The organism is Thalassobium sp. R2A62, assembly GCF_000161835.1.
GTDB lineage: Bacteria > Pseudomonadota > Alphaproteobacteria > Rhodobacterales > Rhodobacteraceae > Thalassobium.
The window spans coordinates 893590-909674 of the sequence record NZ_GG697169.2; the positions used below are offsets into that span (position 1 = coordinate 893590).

Below are 16085 nucleotides of genomic sequence, written 5' to 3' on the forward strand. Positions count from 1 at the left end.
AAAACCCCTATGAGACGCATCCTTCTTGGCCTTGCCCTGATCCTGACCTCGCTCACCACGGCACCCGCCATGGCCCAAGGTCTGTTTTCCCCCGCCATCATCGTCAATGACGAGGTGATCACCCGCTACGAATTGGACCAACGCGCCAAGCTGTTGGGCGTTCTTCGAACACCCGGCAATTTGTCCGAACTCGCCCAAGAGCAGCTGATCGAAGATCGCCTCAAGGCGCGTCTCATTCGCAATGCAGGTCTGCAACTGACCGGCGACGGCTTGCAGCAGGCCTTGTCGGATTTTGCAGGTCGCGCCAATCTGGACCTTGCGACCTTTACCCAAGTGCTGAACCAAAACGGCGTCGAGCAGGAGACGCTGCGTGATCTGGTCGCCACTGGCGTCAGCTGGCGTGAATACATCCGCACCCGTTACGGCAACCGCGCGCAAATCACTGACAACGAAATTGACCGCGCTTTGTCGAGCACCGGCGGACGTGCAGGCATTCGCGTCTTGATCTCAGAAATCATCATGGACGCACGCCCCCAAGTCGCCACCTCGGCCCAAGCACGGGCAGAACGGATTTCAAAGCTGACATCGACGGCCGCATTCTCCGCCGAGGCCCGCCGCGTGTCGCTCTTGCCATCGCGTGAAAATGGTGGACGCCTCGACTGGCTGCCATTGTCTGATCTGCCGCCGACCGTGCAGCCAATCATCCTGAACCTCTCCCCTGGTGAAATCACACCGCCGCTGCCGATCCCGAATGCACTGGCCTTGTTCCAGTTGCGCGCTATCGAAGAGACCAGCGTGACGCCGCCAACCTATTCCGCGATCGAATACGCCGCCTACTACATGGCGGGTGGCCGTTCCGAGAGCACGCTGCAACAGGCCGCACGCCTGCGCGACCGCGTGGACACCTGCGATGACCTCTATGGTTTGGCCAAAGGCCAGCCAGCCGAGGTTCTGCAACGTGACACCCTGCCGCCGGCTGACATTCCACAAGACGTCGCTTTCGAATTGGCCAAGCTTGATCCCGGTGAGATTTCGACCGTCTTGACCCGCTCGAACGGTGAAACACTGGTGTTCTTGATGCTCTGTGGCCGTACCCCAGAATTGGGTGGTGCCGAGGTCAACCGCGAAGGTGTGCGCGATCAACTTCGTTCGCGCCGCTTGAACGGCTATGCCGACGCATTGCTTTCAGAACTGCGCGCTGACGCGAACATCCGTTTTGAGTAAGCCTCCAATTGCGCTGACCTGCGGTGAACCCGCAGGCATCGGCCCCGAAATTGCGGTCACCGCGTGGGATACCCTGCGCGGTGACCTGCCTTTCGTCTGGATCGGTGATCCAGCACACCTGCCCGAAAACACGCCTTGGGCCGAACTCTCAGATCCCACAACCGCGGCCGAGGTTGCCAAGTCAGCCTTGCCAGTGCTGCGCCATGACTTTGCCGGTGCCTATACCCCCGGCACACCAGATCCCGCCAACGCGGCAGGTGTCGTCGACGTCATCGCCCGCGCTGTTGATCTGACCCAATCAGGCGAATGCTCTGCTGTTTGCACTCTGCCGATCCACAAAAAGGCGTTAAAGGACGGCGCAAATTTCGCCTATCCCGGTCACACGGAATACCTCGCCGCTTTGGCTGGTATTGACCGCGTCGTCATGATGCTTGCCTGCGATCAGCTGCGCGTGGTGCCCACGACCATTCACATCGCAATTGATCAGGTCCCTGATCAACTGACCGCCAGTCTACTCACGGATACGATCCTGATCACCCACGCCGCATTGCGCCGCGACTTTGGCATCACGTCCCCGCGCATCGCTGTGGCGGGCCTGAACCCGCATGCGGGCGAAGGTGGTTCCATGGGGATGGATGAAATCGACATGATCACCCCGACACTGGAAGCGCTGCGTGCCAATGGCATTGATATCACTGGGCCGCTGTCCGCTGATACGATGTTTCACGCAGCCGCACGCGCACGCTATGACGTTGCCGTCTGCATGTATCATGATCAGGCCCTCATCCCGATCAAGACCTTGGATTTTTCGGGCGGCGTGAATGTCACGCTAGGTCTGCCGTTCGTTCGGACATCACCGGATCACGGCACCGCCTTTGATATCGCAGGCACTGGTTCGGCAGATGCAACCAGCCTGATCGCTGCCCTGCGCCAAGCCAATGAGATGGCAGCCGCACGAAACACGATTGCAGCACCGTCAGGACCCCAGACATGAGCCAGATCGACGGCCTGCCGCCCCTCAGCGAGGTGATCCAAACGCATGGATTGGCGGCAAAGAAATCATTGGGGCAGAACTTTTTGCTCGATCTAAACCTCACGGCTAAAATCGCGCGACAAGCGGGTGATCTGTCGGATTGTGATGTGCTCGAGATTGGCCCGGGGCCCGGTGGTCTGACCCGTGGCCTGTTGGCCGAAGGCGCACGCCGCGTGCTGGCCATTGAAAAAGACCCGCGCTGTTTACCCGCCCTTGATGAAATTTCCCAAGCCTACCCAAACAGATTGCACGTGATCGAAGGCGACGCATTGGACATTGATCCTCTCGCCCATTTGACGCCCCCCATCCGCGTGTCCGCCAATCTGCCCTACAATGTCGGGACCGAGCTTTTGGTGCGCTGGCTTACCCCACGGGATTGGCCCCCTTTTTGGGAGAGCCTGACCCTGATGTTCCAGCGCGAGGTTGCACAACGGATCGTCGCAGAACCCGGCAGCAAGGCTTACGGCCGCCTCGCAATCCTTGCTCAATGGCGCGCGGATGCTCGGATCGTGATCAACCTGCCACCCGAGGCATTCTCGCCCCCTCCCAAAGTGTCATCTGCTGTTGTGCATCTGACTGCATTGGCAGAGCCGCGCTATCCGGCTGATGCCGCAACGCTCAACCGTATCGTCGCCGCAGGGTTCAACCAACGCCGCAAAATGCTACGCGCCTCGCTCAAAGGGGTGGCACCAAATATTCAGGGTTATATTGAAGCGGCGGGTCTCAGGCCCACCGATCGGGCCGAGCAAATCTCGCTCGAAGGGTTTTGCGCATTGGCGCGACAGATCAAACCTGTAACGACCTAGCATATTTCCCTGATTGTCGACGGTCGCGGCATAGCACCCCCGTCAGGTCACGCACAAAAGAGAAACCCCGGACCAATTTGATCCGGGGTTTCTTTTATTCTGCGGCCTCTGGAGTGTCGCCTTGCGCATCATCACTCGGCTTGGGCGTCGGAGACGTCCGCGTGCGCGGTTTGCGCGGCTTGCGGGGTTTAGGCTGTGCCTCTGGCGTCTCGACCAATCCACTGTCACCCTCGTCTGCGACAGGCTGCTCTTTAGCCTCTTCCACATTTGACTGGTGTTGCGATTCATGGGCTTGCTGACGCCCAGCCCGCTCGCGGTCGCGCTCGGCTTGGCGTTCGCGGTTTTGACGGTCCGCTTCTTCGCGCTTCGCCTCTTGCTCGCGCAGGGCTTCGGCCAACATACGTGTGTAATGCTCGGCGTGCTGCGCATAGGCTTCGACCAGCACCCGATCACCAGCAAGCTGCGCATCGCGGTGCAACTGGTTGTACTTGTCGATGATTTGTTGCGGCGTACCGCGCACTTTGCCTTCGGGGCCAGAGCTATCGAAAACGCGGTTTACGATATTGGCGCCTGAAGGGCGATTGCGGTTCTTATTGCCCCGCGAACGTGACTTAGATGATCTCATATGATGTGTCGTCCGGCCTAAGTTTTCTTTGGCATCCCGTTCCGCGCGTGTTGCGTGGAAAATAGCGGTCATGCAATGTTCTGGCGGGTTATCGGGGGAGAGCAAATGCCCAGTCCCAACCGATGCCTTACTCAAAGCACTGTTCCACCGACCTCGCAAGGGAAAACTGCGTGATTCAGCTTTCAACCCGCTGTTTTTCGCCGATTATTACCGGTTTCGCCCCAATACGACACGATTGCGTCCATCCAGATCGGGGCGAATCTCTATTTCGACCAACCCAGCCTCTTGCATCATCAGTGCCACAGCGTCCCCTTGGGTCGGCCCAATTTCAACCGCAAGGCGACCACCAGATACCATTTTAGCAAGCGCCCCATCACAAATGATCCGGTAACATGTCAGGCCATCCGCCTCGTCTGTCAGGGCCATGCGCGGGTCATGCCCTCGGACCTCTGGCGCGAGACCCGTCATTTCCGCCAACGCAATATAAGGCGGGTTAGATACGATCAGATCATAGCATCCGTCGACCGCATCAAACCAATCAGAGCCAACAAACTCGATCCGTGCGCCAACATCGTGGCGCACCGCATTCTGACGCGCGACATCCAAAGCTGCATGGCTCAGGTCCGTTGCGGTGACCGCCGCCGCATCCCATTCAGCGGCCAGCGTTACAGCGATCGCACCACTGCCGGTTCCCAAATCCAAAACGCGCGCCGCAGGCCCTGCCCCCAAACATGCCTCGATCAGACATTCCGTTTCAGGACGCGGATCTAGAACATCCGGCGTAACAGCAAAGTCGCGTCCCCAGAACGCACGCTGACCGATCAGTTTGGAGACGGGTTCATGCGCAGCACGACGGGCAATCAACACATGTAACTGCGCTTTTTGACCAGCTGTTACATCATCGCCCATGTGCAACGTCATCCGGTCCGGCGAGACCTGTAGAACATGTGCCGCCAACCGCCTGATATCGCGCACAGCATCTGCCCTAGGAAACGCCGCCATTTGACGCACCAACGCGGGCATCAAATCTTGCAGGGTCATCCGCCCATCTCCGCCATCAGCGTCGCTTGGGCATCCGCCGTCAACGCCTCGATCGTCTCGTCCAAGTCGCCCTGCATCACCTGATCCAGCTTGTACAGCGTCAGGTTGATCCGGTGATCTGTCATGCGCCCTTGTGGGAAATTATAGGTCCTGATCCGTTCTGATCGATCCCCCGAGCCGATTTGGGCCGCGCGGTCCGCCGACCGTTCGCCATCAACACGCTGACGCTCGGCATCATAGAGCCGCGTTTTCAACGTAAGCATCGCAATCTCGCGGTTCCGGTGCTGGGATTTTTCCGAACTCACCACCACAATCCCTGATGGGATATGTGTGATCCGCACCGCCGAATCCGTGGTGTTGACGTGCTGGCCACCCGATCCGCTCGCGCGCATTGTATCGATCCGCAGGTCACCAGGATCAATCTGGATATCCACGTCTTCGGCTTCGGGCAGAACCGCAACTGTCGCTGCTGATGTGTGAATGCGTCCGCCACTTTCGGTCGTGGGGACCCGTTGGACACGGTGCACGCCACTTTCATATTTCATCCGCGCAAAGACGCCCTCGCCTTTGACATGCGCGGTGACCTCTTTGATCCCGCCCAGCTCGGTCGATTGCTCTTCGATAATCTCAAACGTCCAACCGCGTGCCTCGGCATAGCGTTGGTACATCCGCAACAAATCGCCTGCAAACAGCGCAGCTTCGTCCCCGCCTGTTCCGGGGCGAATTTCGATCATCGCAGGACGCGCATCGGCGGCGTCCTTGGGCAACAAGGCGATCTGCAAATTCTGCTCGATCTCGGGCAGCCGCGCGCGCAACATCGGCAGCTCTTCTTCTGCCAGCTCTTTCATATCGGGATCCGACATCATCAGCTCGGCTTCGGCCAAATCTGCCTCGAGCGTTTGATACTCGGTGATCACATCAATCACAGGCCGCAGATCAGAATACTCTTTGGCCAGCGCTGCGATGTCATCAGCAGCATCACCGCTGGCCATCTTCGCTTCGAGAAACTGGAACCGGCCCAGAATTTGTTCAAGTTTGTCCTGAGGTATCATGACCTTGGCATCCCCCATTGGCTGTTGGGGGTCAAGTGGATTTGGTGTTTCAGGCAAATCGTGCTACCGTCTGATCATGCGCACCACTGTCCTACTCTCTTTGATCATGGTCGCCCTTGCGGCGCCGATCTCGGCTGACGTCACCAGTGGCGGACGCACGATCGAGTGCTTTTGCACTGACAGTTCAGGGGGCCGGATCGAATTGGGCGAAAGCATTTGCCTACAGGTCGACGGCCGGATGTTCACCGCTCAATGCCAAATGTCGCTGAACGTCCCTATGTGGCGTGAAACCCAACAAGGGTGCCTGACGGGGTCCTACAACGCCCCGCAAATGTCCCCGTTTCCGGCAGATATCCCGTCACTCGGATAATCCGGCATCGGCCACCCACGCCTCTATGCGCTGACGGTTTAAGCCTAAATCTGCCTTTCCAAACCGTAATCGTCCACGAATAGAAACCAGCCACGATTCCGTGTCTTGGGATAGACCAGCCTCGCCTTTCTCGACTACAGACACAGTCGTCAGGTCCGGAAAATGCCAAACCGCGCTTCGGCTCACATAGCTGACCAGTCCATCGCCGACTTCTCCGGCCAGCACGTTTGTTCGCGGCGCACGACGGATCACCTGATCCAGGGTCTGCACTGCCGTCAGTGCCGCGTCCCGATCTGGAAAAGCAAAAACGATTTCATGGCCCCCAATGTCAGGAAACACCCCTGCCTCGGTGCGGTTGGGCATTTGGTGCCACCTAGCGGGGTCGATCGGCGCCAAACGCACGTAGAGCGACGCCATCAGGATGACGACAACGACCAGGATCACAGCCAATTTCACCTACTCAAATCCCACCGCAATCCTGAACGCTGGGCCAGCCCAAATTCAGACAACATAACGAAGTACGCAAATTACATATTTTTGGACCAAAAATTCACAAATTACATGAAACTAACGATATGGAACGCCCGGAAGGATGCTCAAGAGCTCGAACATCAGATTGGCACCCGTCAATGCGGTGTTACCCGATGGGTCATAGGGCGGCGACACTTCAACCAAATCACAGCCCACGATGTTTAACCCATTGATACCACGTATTAATTCCATCGCCTGGGGCGTCGTAAGTCCGCCGATTTCCGGCGTCCCCGTGCCCGGTGCATAAGCTGGGTCAAGGCTGTCGATGTCATAGGTGATGTAGCATGGCTGGTCACCAATCGCGTCCTTGATCGTTTTCGCCAATGGGGTCAGAGACTTATGCCATAGATCTTTGGCCAGAACGGTATTGAATCCCCATCCCTCGGCCTCGGTAAAATCTTCGGACGTATAGCCTGTGCCTCGCAGCCCGATTTGGTACACTTTAGAAGGCGTTATGAGGTTTTCTTCGTATGCGCGACGGAAAACGGTGCCATGAGTCTCGCGCTCACCGAACATCTCGTCGTTCACATCGGCATGTGCATCAACATGGACCAAGGCAACCGGCCCATGTTTTTTCGCGATCGACCGCAGGATCGGCAAGGTCAACGAATGATCACCGCCCAAGGTCATCGGGATAAAATTATGCTTTAGGTGTTTGTCGTAAGTCTCTGTAATAATGCGCAAGCTATCAGACAATGAGAACGTATTGATTGCAACGTCCCCAAGGTCTGCACACTGCAACGCATCGAACGGCGCAGCCCCCGTTTGGATATTGTATGGCCGGATCATCGCCGACTGCTCGCGCACTTGCTTGGGGCCCATCCGCGTGCCTGACCGCCAGCTGGTACCAATGTCCATCGGAATGCCGATAAAACCAACGTCCAGCCCTTCGGGTGTTTCGGCCTCAGGCAGTCGCATAAACGTTTGTGGACCTGCAAAACGGGCCAGGTCATTTCCGCTAATCGGTTGATTAGGCATTTTTTTTCTCTCTTTTGTTCCAGCAGTACAGGCACATCAATTCAGTCGCAACGTGCGCGCCAGCGATGGCAGTGGCGCCCGTCGTGTCATAGGGTGGAGACACCTCAACCACGTCCCCACCCACCATTTTGATCCCCGCCAAATCACGCAGCATCATCGCCGCCTGAGCGGAACTCAATCCACCCCAAACCGGCGTCCCTGTTCCCGGCGCATAAGCAGGGTCTAGGCAGTCGATATCAAACGTGAGGTATGTCGGGTAATCCCCTATAATATAACGTATTTTTGCAACCGCAGCCGTTGTCCCGTACTCATGAATTTCACGCGCATCAATCGTTGGAACCCCTAGGTTGTCAGCGTTGGTCGTCCGAATGCCAACCTGCACTGATCGGTCCACATCAATCAGCCCCTCTTTGACGGCCTTGTAGAACATCGTGCCATGATCGATCCGGTCCATGTCATCGTCCGGCCACGTGTCTGAATGGGCGTCGAAATGAAGCAGCGAGAGCGGCCCAAATTTCTCTGCATATGCACGCAATATCGGGAACGAAATATAATGGTCCCCTCCGAGAACGAGACTGCCCGCACCCGAAGCTAGGATTGTGCGAATATGTTCCGTCAAAGCCGTAGGAAAGTCCGAAACGCGGGCGTAATCAAACGCGAGATCCCCGTAGTCAACGATATCAAACTCGGACAGTGGATCGATATCCCATCCATACGGGGGATCATAAGGCTGCAATGTCGACGCCTCGCGGATCGCCCTTGGTCCCAGCCGTGTGCCGGGCCGATTGGTCACCGCTTGGTCAAACGGCACGCCAGTCACCGCGAGATCCACGCCTGTCAGATCTTTGGTGTATTGCCGACGCAAAAACGATGTCGCCCCTGCAAAGGTGTTTTCATAGGTTAACCCACGCCGCTCTGTACGGGTAAAGGCCGCATCGACCTGAGTTTTTGCGTCTTCGAGTGACATTAGCCGATCTTTACATGTTCGCGCACAAGGCCATCCATCACATCGACAATGGCACCCCGCAGGTTTTCAGAAATGAAATCAACATCTTGGCGTTTCAAAATGAGCGGTGGAGACATCACATTCAATGCCCCAATGGGCCGCACCAAAAGCCCACGCTTTTCAGCAGCGTCCGAAATCCTGCGACCAATATCCAGATCATCACCCAAGGGGCGTTTGGTCACTTTGTCGGCGACGTTCTCAACACATCCGATCAGACCCCGACCGCGTGTGTCACCAACAATGGCGAGATCGTTCAGGCCCGCGAGTTGTTCTTGGAAATAAGGCCCAACATCACGCACATGAGGCAGAATCTCCTCTCGCTCGAGAATCTCGATGTTCTTGAGCGCCGCCGCACACGCGACAGGATGGCCGGAATAGGTATACCCCGACGTATACCAGGGCTGGCTGGTGATCGCCTTGTGCACCGCGTCCGAGAGCAGCACCGCACCAATGGGTTGGTAACCCGAGCTCAAACCTTTGGCACAACAGATCAAATCAGGTGTGACGCCGTATTCACCATAGCTCGCAAACCAATGGCCGAGCCGTCCATAGGCCGTCACCACTTCGTCCGCGACAAAGAGAATGCCATTGTCCTGACAGACCTGCCACATCCGTTTTAGATAGTCGTCCTCAGGAACCAAAACGCCGCCAGACGCTTGGATCGGTTCTGCAAAAAACGCGGCGATCCGGTCTGCGCCAATTTCTTCGATTTTCGCCTCAAACTCGGCAATCAGATGATCGGTAAAGGCGGCGGCGTCCATCCCGTCAGGTCGGCGGTACATATAGGGCGCGCCAATATGATGGATCGTGTCTGTCACATGGGTGAAACCGGGCGCTCGATCACCATCGCGCAGCCCCAGCGACATCGCAGCATGGGTTGAGCCATGATAGCTGTGATGGCGGGCAATCATATGGGTACGTTCTGGATGACCCAGTGCCGCTTGGGTGAAATGCGCCATGCGATACGCACTATCTATTGCGGTTGAACCGCCCGTCGTGAAATGGACGTGGTCCAATGAGGGCGGCGCCAATGCAGCCAGCTTTGCAGCCAACAACGTCATGGGGGCATTTGTCATGTCCACAAACGTCGACGAGAACGCGAGGTTCATCGCCTGCTCGGCAATTGCATCCGCCATTTCACGGCGGCCCAAGCCAATGTTCGTGCACCACAGGCCACCAACGGCATCAAAGTACCGGTTGCCGCTATCGTCCCACAGGTGACACCGCTCGCCCCGTGCAATCACAAGCGGATGATCGGTGTTCCCGAGTTCGTCCCACGGATGCAACACATGTGCTGCGTCCAGCGCTCCAAGATCATTGATTAGCTCTGTCATGACATCACTTGATCCTGCGGGTTCAAACAGGTCAAGAGGCGATCGGCTGTGCCCGTTCTACTAGTCGCGCAAAGAATGACGCGCCACTGGTCGCAGTTTTGTCGTCAAAATCGTAGGCTGGATGGTGCACACCAGCGGTATCGCCGTTCCCAACGAACAAATATGCCCCAGGTCGGTGCTCTAGCATATAGGCGAAGTCTTCGGCCCCCATTTCACGCCCACCATCAGGTTCGACGTTGGCCTCGCCCGCAATTTCGACTGCGACATTTGCTGCAAAGCCCGCCTCGTCTGGGCTGTTGATCGTCGCGGGATATCCAATTTCATAGTCGATCTCGACCGTGACACCAAAACTGGCCGCTTGGCCTTGGATGATTTCAGGAAGACGCTTGCGCACCATCGCTTGGACGTCTTTATCAAACGTACGCACGGTTCCGTTGATCCATGCCGTTGCCGGAATGATGTTGTCTGCCGAACCAGAATGAATCTGCGTCACCGAGACCACCAGATCGTCAAAGGTGCGGTGATTGCGGCTGACGATGGTCTGGACGGCTTGGATCATACTGGCCGCCGCTATGATCGGATCGATCGTGTCTTGGGGATAGGCACCGTGGCCACCGACACCAGTGACAGTAATCGAAAACGTATCAACGGCCGCCATGATCGGGCCCGGTGTCGTGTAGAAATGACCAACAGGTGTGCCGGGCGCATTGTGTAGCGCATAGACAGAACCGATGTCGTAGGTGTCGAGGATCCCCTCGTTCACCATCACCTGCGCACCGCCGCCATTTTCCTCAGCCGGTTGGAAAATCAACGCAACGCGGCCTGCGAAATTACGGGTCTCAGCCAGATAGCGCGCAGCCCCCAAAAGCATAGTCGTGTGCCCGTCATGCCCGCAGGCGTGCATGCGCCCGTCAATCTTAGAGGCATAGGGCAACCCAGTTTCCTCTTGCATAGGTAGCGCGTCCATATCCGCACGCAGGCCGATGGTCGGGCCGTCCCCCTGCCCGTTGATGATCGCCACCAGCCCAGAAGACGCGATCCCCTCATGTATTTCATCAACACCAAAGTCGCGCAGGCGGGCCGCGACAAACTTGGCCGTCTCATAACATTCCATTCCCAATTCCGGCATCTCGTGCAGATGTCTGCGCCAAGTTGTCATGTCGTTCTGAAATTCTGCGATACGATTGAGGATCGGCATGGCTGGCTCTCTGTGATTGGGGCGATTACGATGTCACAAAACCGCAAAGCGAGGGTGCATGCAATGAATGAACTGCTGATCTTTGATCCAAAGGGTGGGATGCCGCGATTGTTGATGATCATGGAGCGGTTGCGCGACCCTGATACAGGCTGTCCTTGGGACATTGAACAGGATTTCGCCAGCATCGCGCCCTATACGATTGAAGAAGCCTATGAAGTCGCGGACGTAATCGAACGCCAAGATTGGGACGAGCTTGAAGGTGAGCTGGGCGATCTGTTGTTGCAGGTCGTCTATTTCGCGCAAATGGGGCGCGAGGTCGGCCATTTTGACTTTGCCAGCATTGCAGATGCGATTTCTGACAAGATGGTTGCGCGACATCCCCATGTCTTTGGTGACGAGAACCGCGACAAGAGCGCAGAGCAACAGGTTGTGGATTGGGAAAAGATCAAAGCGGCCGAACGTGCGGGCAAATCACAAGGTGGCGCACTAGAGGGTGTCGCCCTTGGCCTGCCTGCATTGCTGCGTGCAACCAAATTGCAAAAGCGGGCCGCGCGAGTGGGATTTGATTGGCCCGAGACAGAACAAGTCTTGGACAAGATAATTGAGGAATCACGCGAGCTGATCGAGGCCAAAGACACGCTGACCCAAGCTGACGTCGAAGAAGAATTTGGTGATCTGATGTTTGTCATGGCGAACCTCGGGCGGCATCTGGGATTGGACCCCGAGGCCGCCTTGCGTGCCGCCAACGCTAAATTTACCAAACGGTTTGAAGGTGTTGAAGAACGCCTTGCTGCGATGGGGAAGACGCCAAACGATAGCAATCTCGCTGAAATGGACGCCCTTTGGGATGCCGTAAAAGTTGCCCAGAAGAATATCTGATTTTTTTAATCAGGTATTGACCTGACTAAAAAAGTCAGGTTTACCCGTGGCACCGCAACAAACCACTAAGGACGTCGTTATGCTACGCTCATCCATTTTCTCTCTGACACTTTCCGCGCTTGCCATGCCGGTCATCGCAGACGAGGTGAACATCTATTCCTACCGCCAGCCAGAGCTCTTGGCGCCACTGACTGACGCATTCACAGCCGAGACAGGCATCGACGTGAACGTAGCCTATCTCGCCAAAGGTATGATCGAACGTCTCCAAGCTGAGGGCGACCGCTCTCCTGCCGACGTGATCCTGACTGTCGACATCTCTCGCTTGACGGACGCTGTAAATGCAGGCGTGACACAGCCCGTTACATCTGACGTTTTGACTGCAAACGTACCTGCAGAGCTGCGCGATCCCGAGGGTCAGTGGTTCGGCGTCACGACACGTGCTCGCATCGTATACGCAAGCAAGGAAAACGTAGCTGACGGCGAAATCACAACCTACGAAGATCTCGCCGATCCCAAGTGGGAGGGCCGCATCTGTACACGCTCGGGCACACACGCATACACATTGGCGTTGGTCGCAGGCATGCTGCACCACCACGGTGAAGAAGAAACCCGCACATGGCTCGAAGGCGTCAAGAGCAACCTTTCCCGCAAGCCGCAAGGCAACGATCGTGCACAGGTCAAAGCGATCTGGGCTGGCGAATGCGACATCAGCCTTGGCAACACATACTACATGGGCAAAATGCTTGAAGATCCAGAGCAGCAGGACTGGGCCAATGCCGTCCGCATCACCTTCCCCGAGTTCGAAGATGGCGGCACACACGTCAACGTATCGGGCATTGCGATGGTCAAAGGTTCGCCAAACAAAGAGAACGCATTGAAGCTGATGGAATTCCTCGCGTCGCCAGCGGCACAGGAAATCTACGCCGAGGCAAACTATGAGTACCCGATCGCACCAGGCACAGAGCCTACTGAACTGGTTGCAAGCTGGGGCACATTCACGGCAGACGACGTGAGCCTAGCAACCTTGGGCGGCTTGCGTGCAGACGCATTGCGCCTGATGCAAGAAGTCGATTTCGACGGCTAAGCTTTGCGTCACGAAACAAGACGATCGACCCCGTGCGCGCCCGCACGGGGTCTTTTTGTTTGGTCCTACCCTTGAGCCACCCTAGCCTGCGTGTCAGATGTAGCGGGACACAAAGGGACGGCTATGACACGCAAGATTATCATCGACACGGACCCCGGACAGGACGACGCGATTGCAATCCTGTTGGCGCTCGCCTCGCCAAACGACATTGATGTTTTGGGTATCACGGCAGTTGCGGGCAATGTGCCGCTGCCATTGACCCAACGCAATGTACGTGTGGTTTGCGAATTGGCCGGACGCCCTGATATGACCGTTTGTGCTGGGTGCGATGCACCCATGCAGCGGCCGCTTGTGACTGCAGAGCACGTCCATGGCACCACTGGGCTAGACGGGCCAGAGATGATCGCCCCGACAATGCCACTGTCAGATCAACACGCTGTGGATTTCATTATCGAAACCGCTCGCGAGCAGGACGGCATCACCCTTTGCCCGCTGGGACCGCTGACAAATATCGCAACGGCGTTGGAACGCGCGCCCGAGATTGCCGACAAGATTGATGAAATCATTTTGATGGGTGGCGCCTATTTCGAAGTAGGCAACATCACCCCTGCTGCCGAATTCAACATCTATGTTGATCCCGAAGCCGCAGATATCGTCTTTCGGTCCGGGATCAAACTGACCGTTCTTCCGTTGGACACAACGCACAAGGTTCTCGCCACGGCAGAGCGTACAGCAGCGATCCGCGCGATTGGTGGCCCTGTCGCAGAAACAGTTGCAGCTTGGACTGAATTCTTTGAGCGCTTTGACACCGAAAAATACGGCAGCGCAGGCGCACCGCTGCACGACCCCTGTGTCATTGCCTATTTGCTGAAACCAGATCTGTTTTCAGGACGGCAATGCAATGTTCAGGTCGAGGTCAGCTCGCCTTTAACTCTGGGCATGACAGTCGCCGATTGGTGGCACATAACAGACCATCCGCGAAACGCCTTCTTTTGTGGCGACGTGGATGCAAACGGCTTCTTTGATCTTTTGACAGAACGGTTGGCACGACTATGAGCACGGCATTGCATCTGGCAAAACCAACAGATTTTGAGCGCGTCGACGCATTAGTCTCTCAATTCCACCAAGAATTCGGATTGGACATCTCTGACAGTCACCGCGCCGGAGCGATCCAACCGCTTCTGGATGGGGTGCCTCACGGAATGATCTATCTGCTGGGCCTGCCACGAGCGCCGGTTGGCTACATCGTTGTGTCGTTAGGGTGGTCGATTGAATTGGGCGGCCTAGACGGGTTTGTCGACGAATTCTTTGTTCGGCCCAGCGTGCGCGGCCGCGGCATCGCCACCGAAGTCCTACACGAACTCAGCCATGCATTGGGCGCCGCTGGGGTGAAAGCGCTGCATCTCGAGGTTGACGCCGAGGCGGACAATGCGCAGCGGCTTTATAAACGGGCGGGCTTTGAGCCACGAGAACGGTATTCATTGATGTCGAGGTATCTCTAGTGGCAATCAGCATCCCCTTTGACAACAGTTATGGCCGTCTGCCGGACGGCTTCTACACACGCCAAAACGCAGGTCACGTCAGCGCCCCCAGCATGATGGCGTGGAATGCAGATCTGGCGGACCTTATGGGAATAAAAGCTGACGATCTGGCCGAGGCCGCGCAGGTGTTTGGCGGCAATGTGATCCCAGACGGGGCTGACCCGCTGGCCCAAGTCTATGCCGGCCATCAATTTGGCGGCTGGTCCGCACAATTGGGCGACGGGCGTGCCCTGCTGCTAGGAGAAACGATTGGAACCGACGGTCAGCGCCGCGATATCCAGCTAAAGGGATCGGGTCCGACACCCTATTCACGGGCTGGCGACGGGCGGGCCGGATTGGGCCCTGTTGTGCGCGAATACCTGATGAGCGAAGCGATGCATGCGCTGGGTGTGCCCACGACACGAGCCTTGGCTGCCGTACGCACGGGTGATCAAGTGTTCCGCGACACGATGTTGCCGGGTGCGGTTTTGACCCGCGTTGCTGCCAGCCATATTCGTGTGGGCACGTTCCAGTATTTCGCAGCGCGCGGTGATACGGTCGCCCTACAGGCGTTGCTCGACCATGTGATTGCGCGGCACTACCCAGAGGCTATGGGCCCAGCCCAATTGTTAAAGGCTGTGATGCGGCGTCAGGCCAAACTGATCGCTCATTGGATGTCGCTGGGGTTCATCCACGGCGTCATGAACACTGACAACGTGCAGATCGCGGGGGAAACCATCGACTATGGACCCTGCGCGTTTATGGACATCTATCACCCCCAACGCGTGTTCAGTTCTATTGACCGCAGTGGCCGCTATGCCTACGGCAACCAGCCAAACATCGCGATTTGGAATGTTGCGCAATTTGCGACCTCGCTGATCCCATTGATGACAGACCGAGAGGCGGCGATCGAAGAGTTTACAGAGATCGTCAACGGGTTCCCTGCCATCTACCAAGAGGAATGGATTGCACGGTTCCGCGCCAAACTGGGCCTTACCCGCCAAGAAGATGATGATTTGCAGTTGATCGAGGAGCTGCTTGCCTTGATGACCGAGGGTCAGGCGGATTTTACCAATCTATTTGCGGCTCTGCCCAATGGCACCGCACGTGATCACATCACCGATCCTGCGCAGTTTGACGCCTGGGCAGAACTGCGGCACGCGCGGCTGGTCGGAGAAGATGGTGCCGACGCATTGATGCGCCGGACCAATCCCATCGTCATCCCCCGTACCCACCTGATCGAAGAGGCGATCGTGCGTGCCGCAGCCGGTGATGACGATATGTTCCATGATATGCACAGCATCCTCGGGACCCCATTTGAGATGCCGGATGATCCCAAATGGACACGTCCACCCACCCCAGAGGAAATTGTCCCAGCGACGTTTTGCGGGACCTAAGTCCGGT

The 16085-nt window shown here is 57.0% G+C and carries 17 protein-coding genes; 9 read left to right on the forward strand and 8 right to left on the reverse strand.

Annotated elements, in window-relative coordinates:
- Window positions 1-9 precede the first annotated feature (9 nt).
- From TR2A62_RS04405 to rsmA, 3 genes are read left to right on the forward strand one after another with little or no spacing between them, the layout of a single operon-like run.
- Complete coding sequence (locus TR2A62_RS04405; RefSeq protein WP_009160434.1) at window positions 10-1224, forward strand: peptidylprolyl isomerase; 1215 nt, start codon at window positions 10-12, stop codon at window positions 1222-1224.
- Window positions 1169-2218 (forward strand): 4-hydroxythreonine-4-phosphate dehydrogenase PdxA, encoded by a 1050-nt coding sequence (gene pdxA, locus TR2A62_RS04410; RefSeq protein ID WP_050761065.1) that lies wholly within the window; start codon window positions 1169-1171, stop codon window positions 2216-2218. The genes TR2A62_RS04405 and pdxA overlap by 56 nt, the downstream gene beginning before the upstream one ends.
- A complete protein-coding gene (gene rsmA, locus TR2A62_RS04415; protein WP_009158862.1) occupies window positions 2215-3063 on the forward strand; it encodes a 16S rRNA (adenine(1518)-N(6)/adenine(1519)-N(6))-dimethyltransferase RsmA in 849 nt (282 codons plus the stop codon). The genes pdxA and rsmA overlap by 4 nt, the downstream gene beginning before the upstream one ends.
- A gap of 94 nt (window positions 3064-3157) precedes the next feature.
- Here the strand turns inward: rsmA and TR2A62_RS04420 are convergent, their stop codons facing one another.
- The 3 genes from TR2A62_RS04420 to prfA all read right to left on the reverse strand — a co-directional run bounded on the left by TR2A62_RS04420 (window position 3158) and on the right by prfA (window position 5781).
- Entirely contained in the window at window positions 3158-3688 is a 531-nt protein-coding gene (locus TR2A62_RS04420; RefSeq protein ID WP_040821131.1) for a DUF4167 domain-containing protein, read from the reverse strand.
- Between the two features lie 207 nt (window positions 3689-3895).
- On the reverse strand, window positions 3896-4729 hold the full coding sequence (prmC, locus tag TR2A62_RS04425; protein WP_009160861.1) for a peptide chain release factor N(5)-glutamine methyltransferase: 834 nt from the start codon (window positions 4727-4729) through the stop codon (window positions 3896-3898).
- The gene (gene prfA, locus TR2A62_RS04430; RefSeq protein WP_009158613.1) at window positions 4726-5781 is read right to left on the reverse strand and encodes a peptide chain release factor 1; all 1056 of its coding nucleotides are present in this window, start codon (window positions 5779-5781) and stop codon (window positions 4726-4728) included. The genes prmC and prfA overlap by 4 nt, the downstream gene beginning before the upstream one ends.
- A 76-nt stretch (window positions 5782-5857) precedes the next feature.
- Here prfA and TR2A62_RS04435 point away from each other — a divergent pair, with 76 nt between their 5' ends.
- Window positions 5858-6151 (forward strand): hypothetical protein, encoded by a 294-nt coding sequence (locus TR2A62_RS04435; protein ID WP_150103561.1) that lies wholly within the window; start codon window positions 5858-5860, stop codon window positions 6149-6151.
- Here the strand turns inward: TR2A62_RS04435 and TR2A62_RS04440 are convergent.
- From TR2A62_RS04440 to TR2A62_RS04460, 5 genes are all read right to left on the reverse strand, one after another.
- Window positions 6140-6595 (reverse strand): DUF1499 domain-containing protein, encoded by a 456-nt coding sequence (locus tag TR2A62_RS04440; protein ID WP_223296072.1) that lies wholly within the window; start codon window positions 6593-6595, stop codon window positions 6140-6142. The genes TR2A62_RS04435 and TR2A62_RS04440 overlap by 12 nt on opposite strands.
- A 123-nt stretch (window positions 6596-6718) precedes the next feature.
- The gene (gene speB, locus TR2A62_RS04445) at window positions 6719-7660 is read right to left on the reverse strand and encodes an agmatinase (protein WP_009157887.1); all 942 of its coding nucleotides are present in this window, start codon (window positions 7658-7660) and stop codon (window positions 6719-6721) included.
- Window positions 7653-8627 (reverse strand): agmatinase, encoded by a 975-nt coding sequence (gene speB, locus TR2A62_RS04450; protein ID WP_009159368.1) that lies wholly within the window; start codon window positions 8625-8627, stop codon window positions 7653-7655. The genes speB (TR2A62_RS04445) and speB (TR2A62_RS04450) overlap by 8 nt, the downstream gene beginning before the upstream one ends.
- Window positions 8627-10000, reverse strand: coding sequence for an aminotransferase (locus TR2A62_RS04455; RefSeq protein WP_009158554.1), 1374 nt, complete (start codon window positions 9998-10000; stop codon window positions 8627-8629). Before TR2A62_RS04455 ends, speB (TR2A62_RS04450) begins: the two co-directional genes overlap by 1 nt.
- Window positions 10001-10031: 31 nt before the next feature.
- On the reverse strand, window positions 10032-11198 hold the full coding sequence (locus TR2A62_RS04460) for a M20 aminoacylase family protein (protein ID WP_009158295.1): 1167 nt from the start codon (window positions 11196-11198) through the stop codon (window positions 10032-10034).
- 63 nt (window positions 11199-11261) lie between these two features.
- Between TR2A62_RS04460 and mazG the strand changes: the two genes are divergently transcribed.
- From mazG to TR2A62_RS04485, 5 genes are all read left to right on the forward strand, one after another.
- The gene (gene mazG / locus TR2A62_RS04465) at window positions 11262-12077 is read left to right on the forward strand and encodes a nucleoside triphosphate pyrophosphohydrolase (RefSeq protein ID WP_040820204.1); all 816 of its coding nucleotides are present in this window, start codon (window positions 11262-11264) and stop codon (window positions 12075-12077) included.
- 79 nt (window positions 12078-12156) lie between these two features.
- Window positions 12157-13161, forward strand: coding sequence for a Fe(3+) ABC transporter substrate-binding protein (locus TR2A62_RS04470; protein WP_009160785.1), 1005 nt, complete (start codon window positions 12157-12159; stop codon window positions 13159-13161).
- Window positions 13162-13284: 123 nt separating this feature from the next.
- Window positions 13285-14217 carry a nucleoside hydrolase gene (locus TR2A62_RS04475; RefSeq protein WP_009159981.1) on the forward strand — a complete coding sequence of 311 codons (933 nt, stop codon included), beginning with the start codon at window positions 13285-13287 and terminating at the stop codon, window positions 14215-14217.
- The gene (locus tag TR2A62_RS04480; protein WP_009160352.1) at window positions 14214-14663 is read left to right on the forward strand and encodes an N-acetyltransferase; all 450 of its coding nucleotides are present in this window, start codon (window positions 14214-14216) and stop codon (window positions 14661-14663) included. The genes TR2A62_RS04475 and TR2A62_RS04480 overlap by 4 nt, the downstream gene beginning before the upstream one ends.
- Window positions 14663-16078 (forward strand): YdiU family protein, encoded by a 1416-nt coding sequence (locus tag TR2A62_RS04485; RefSeq protein WP_009159558.1) that lies wholly within the window; start codon window positions 14663-14665, stop codon window positions 16076-16078. Before TR2A62_RS04480 ends, TR2A62_RS04485 begins: the two co-directional genes overlap by 1 nt.
- Window positions 16079-16085: the final 7 nt, after the last annotated feature.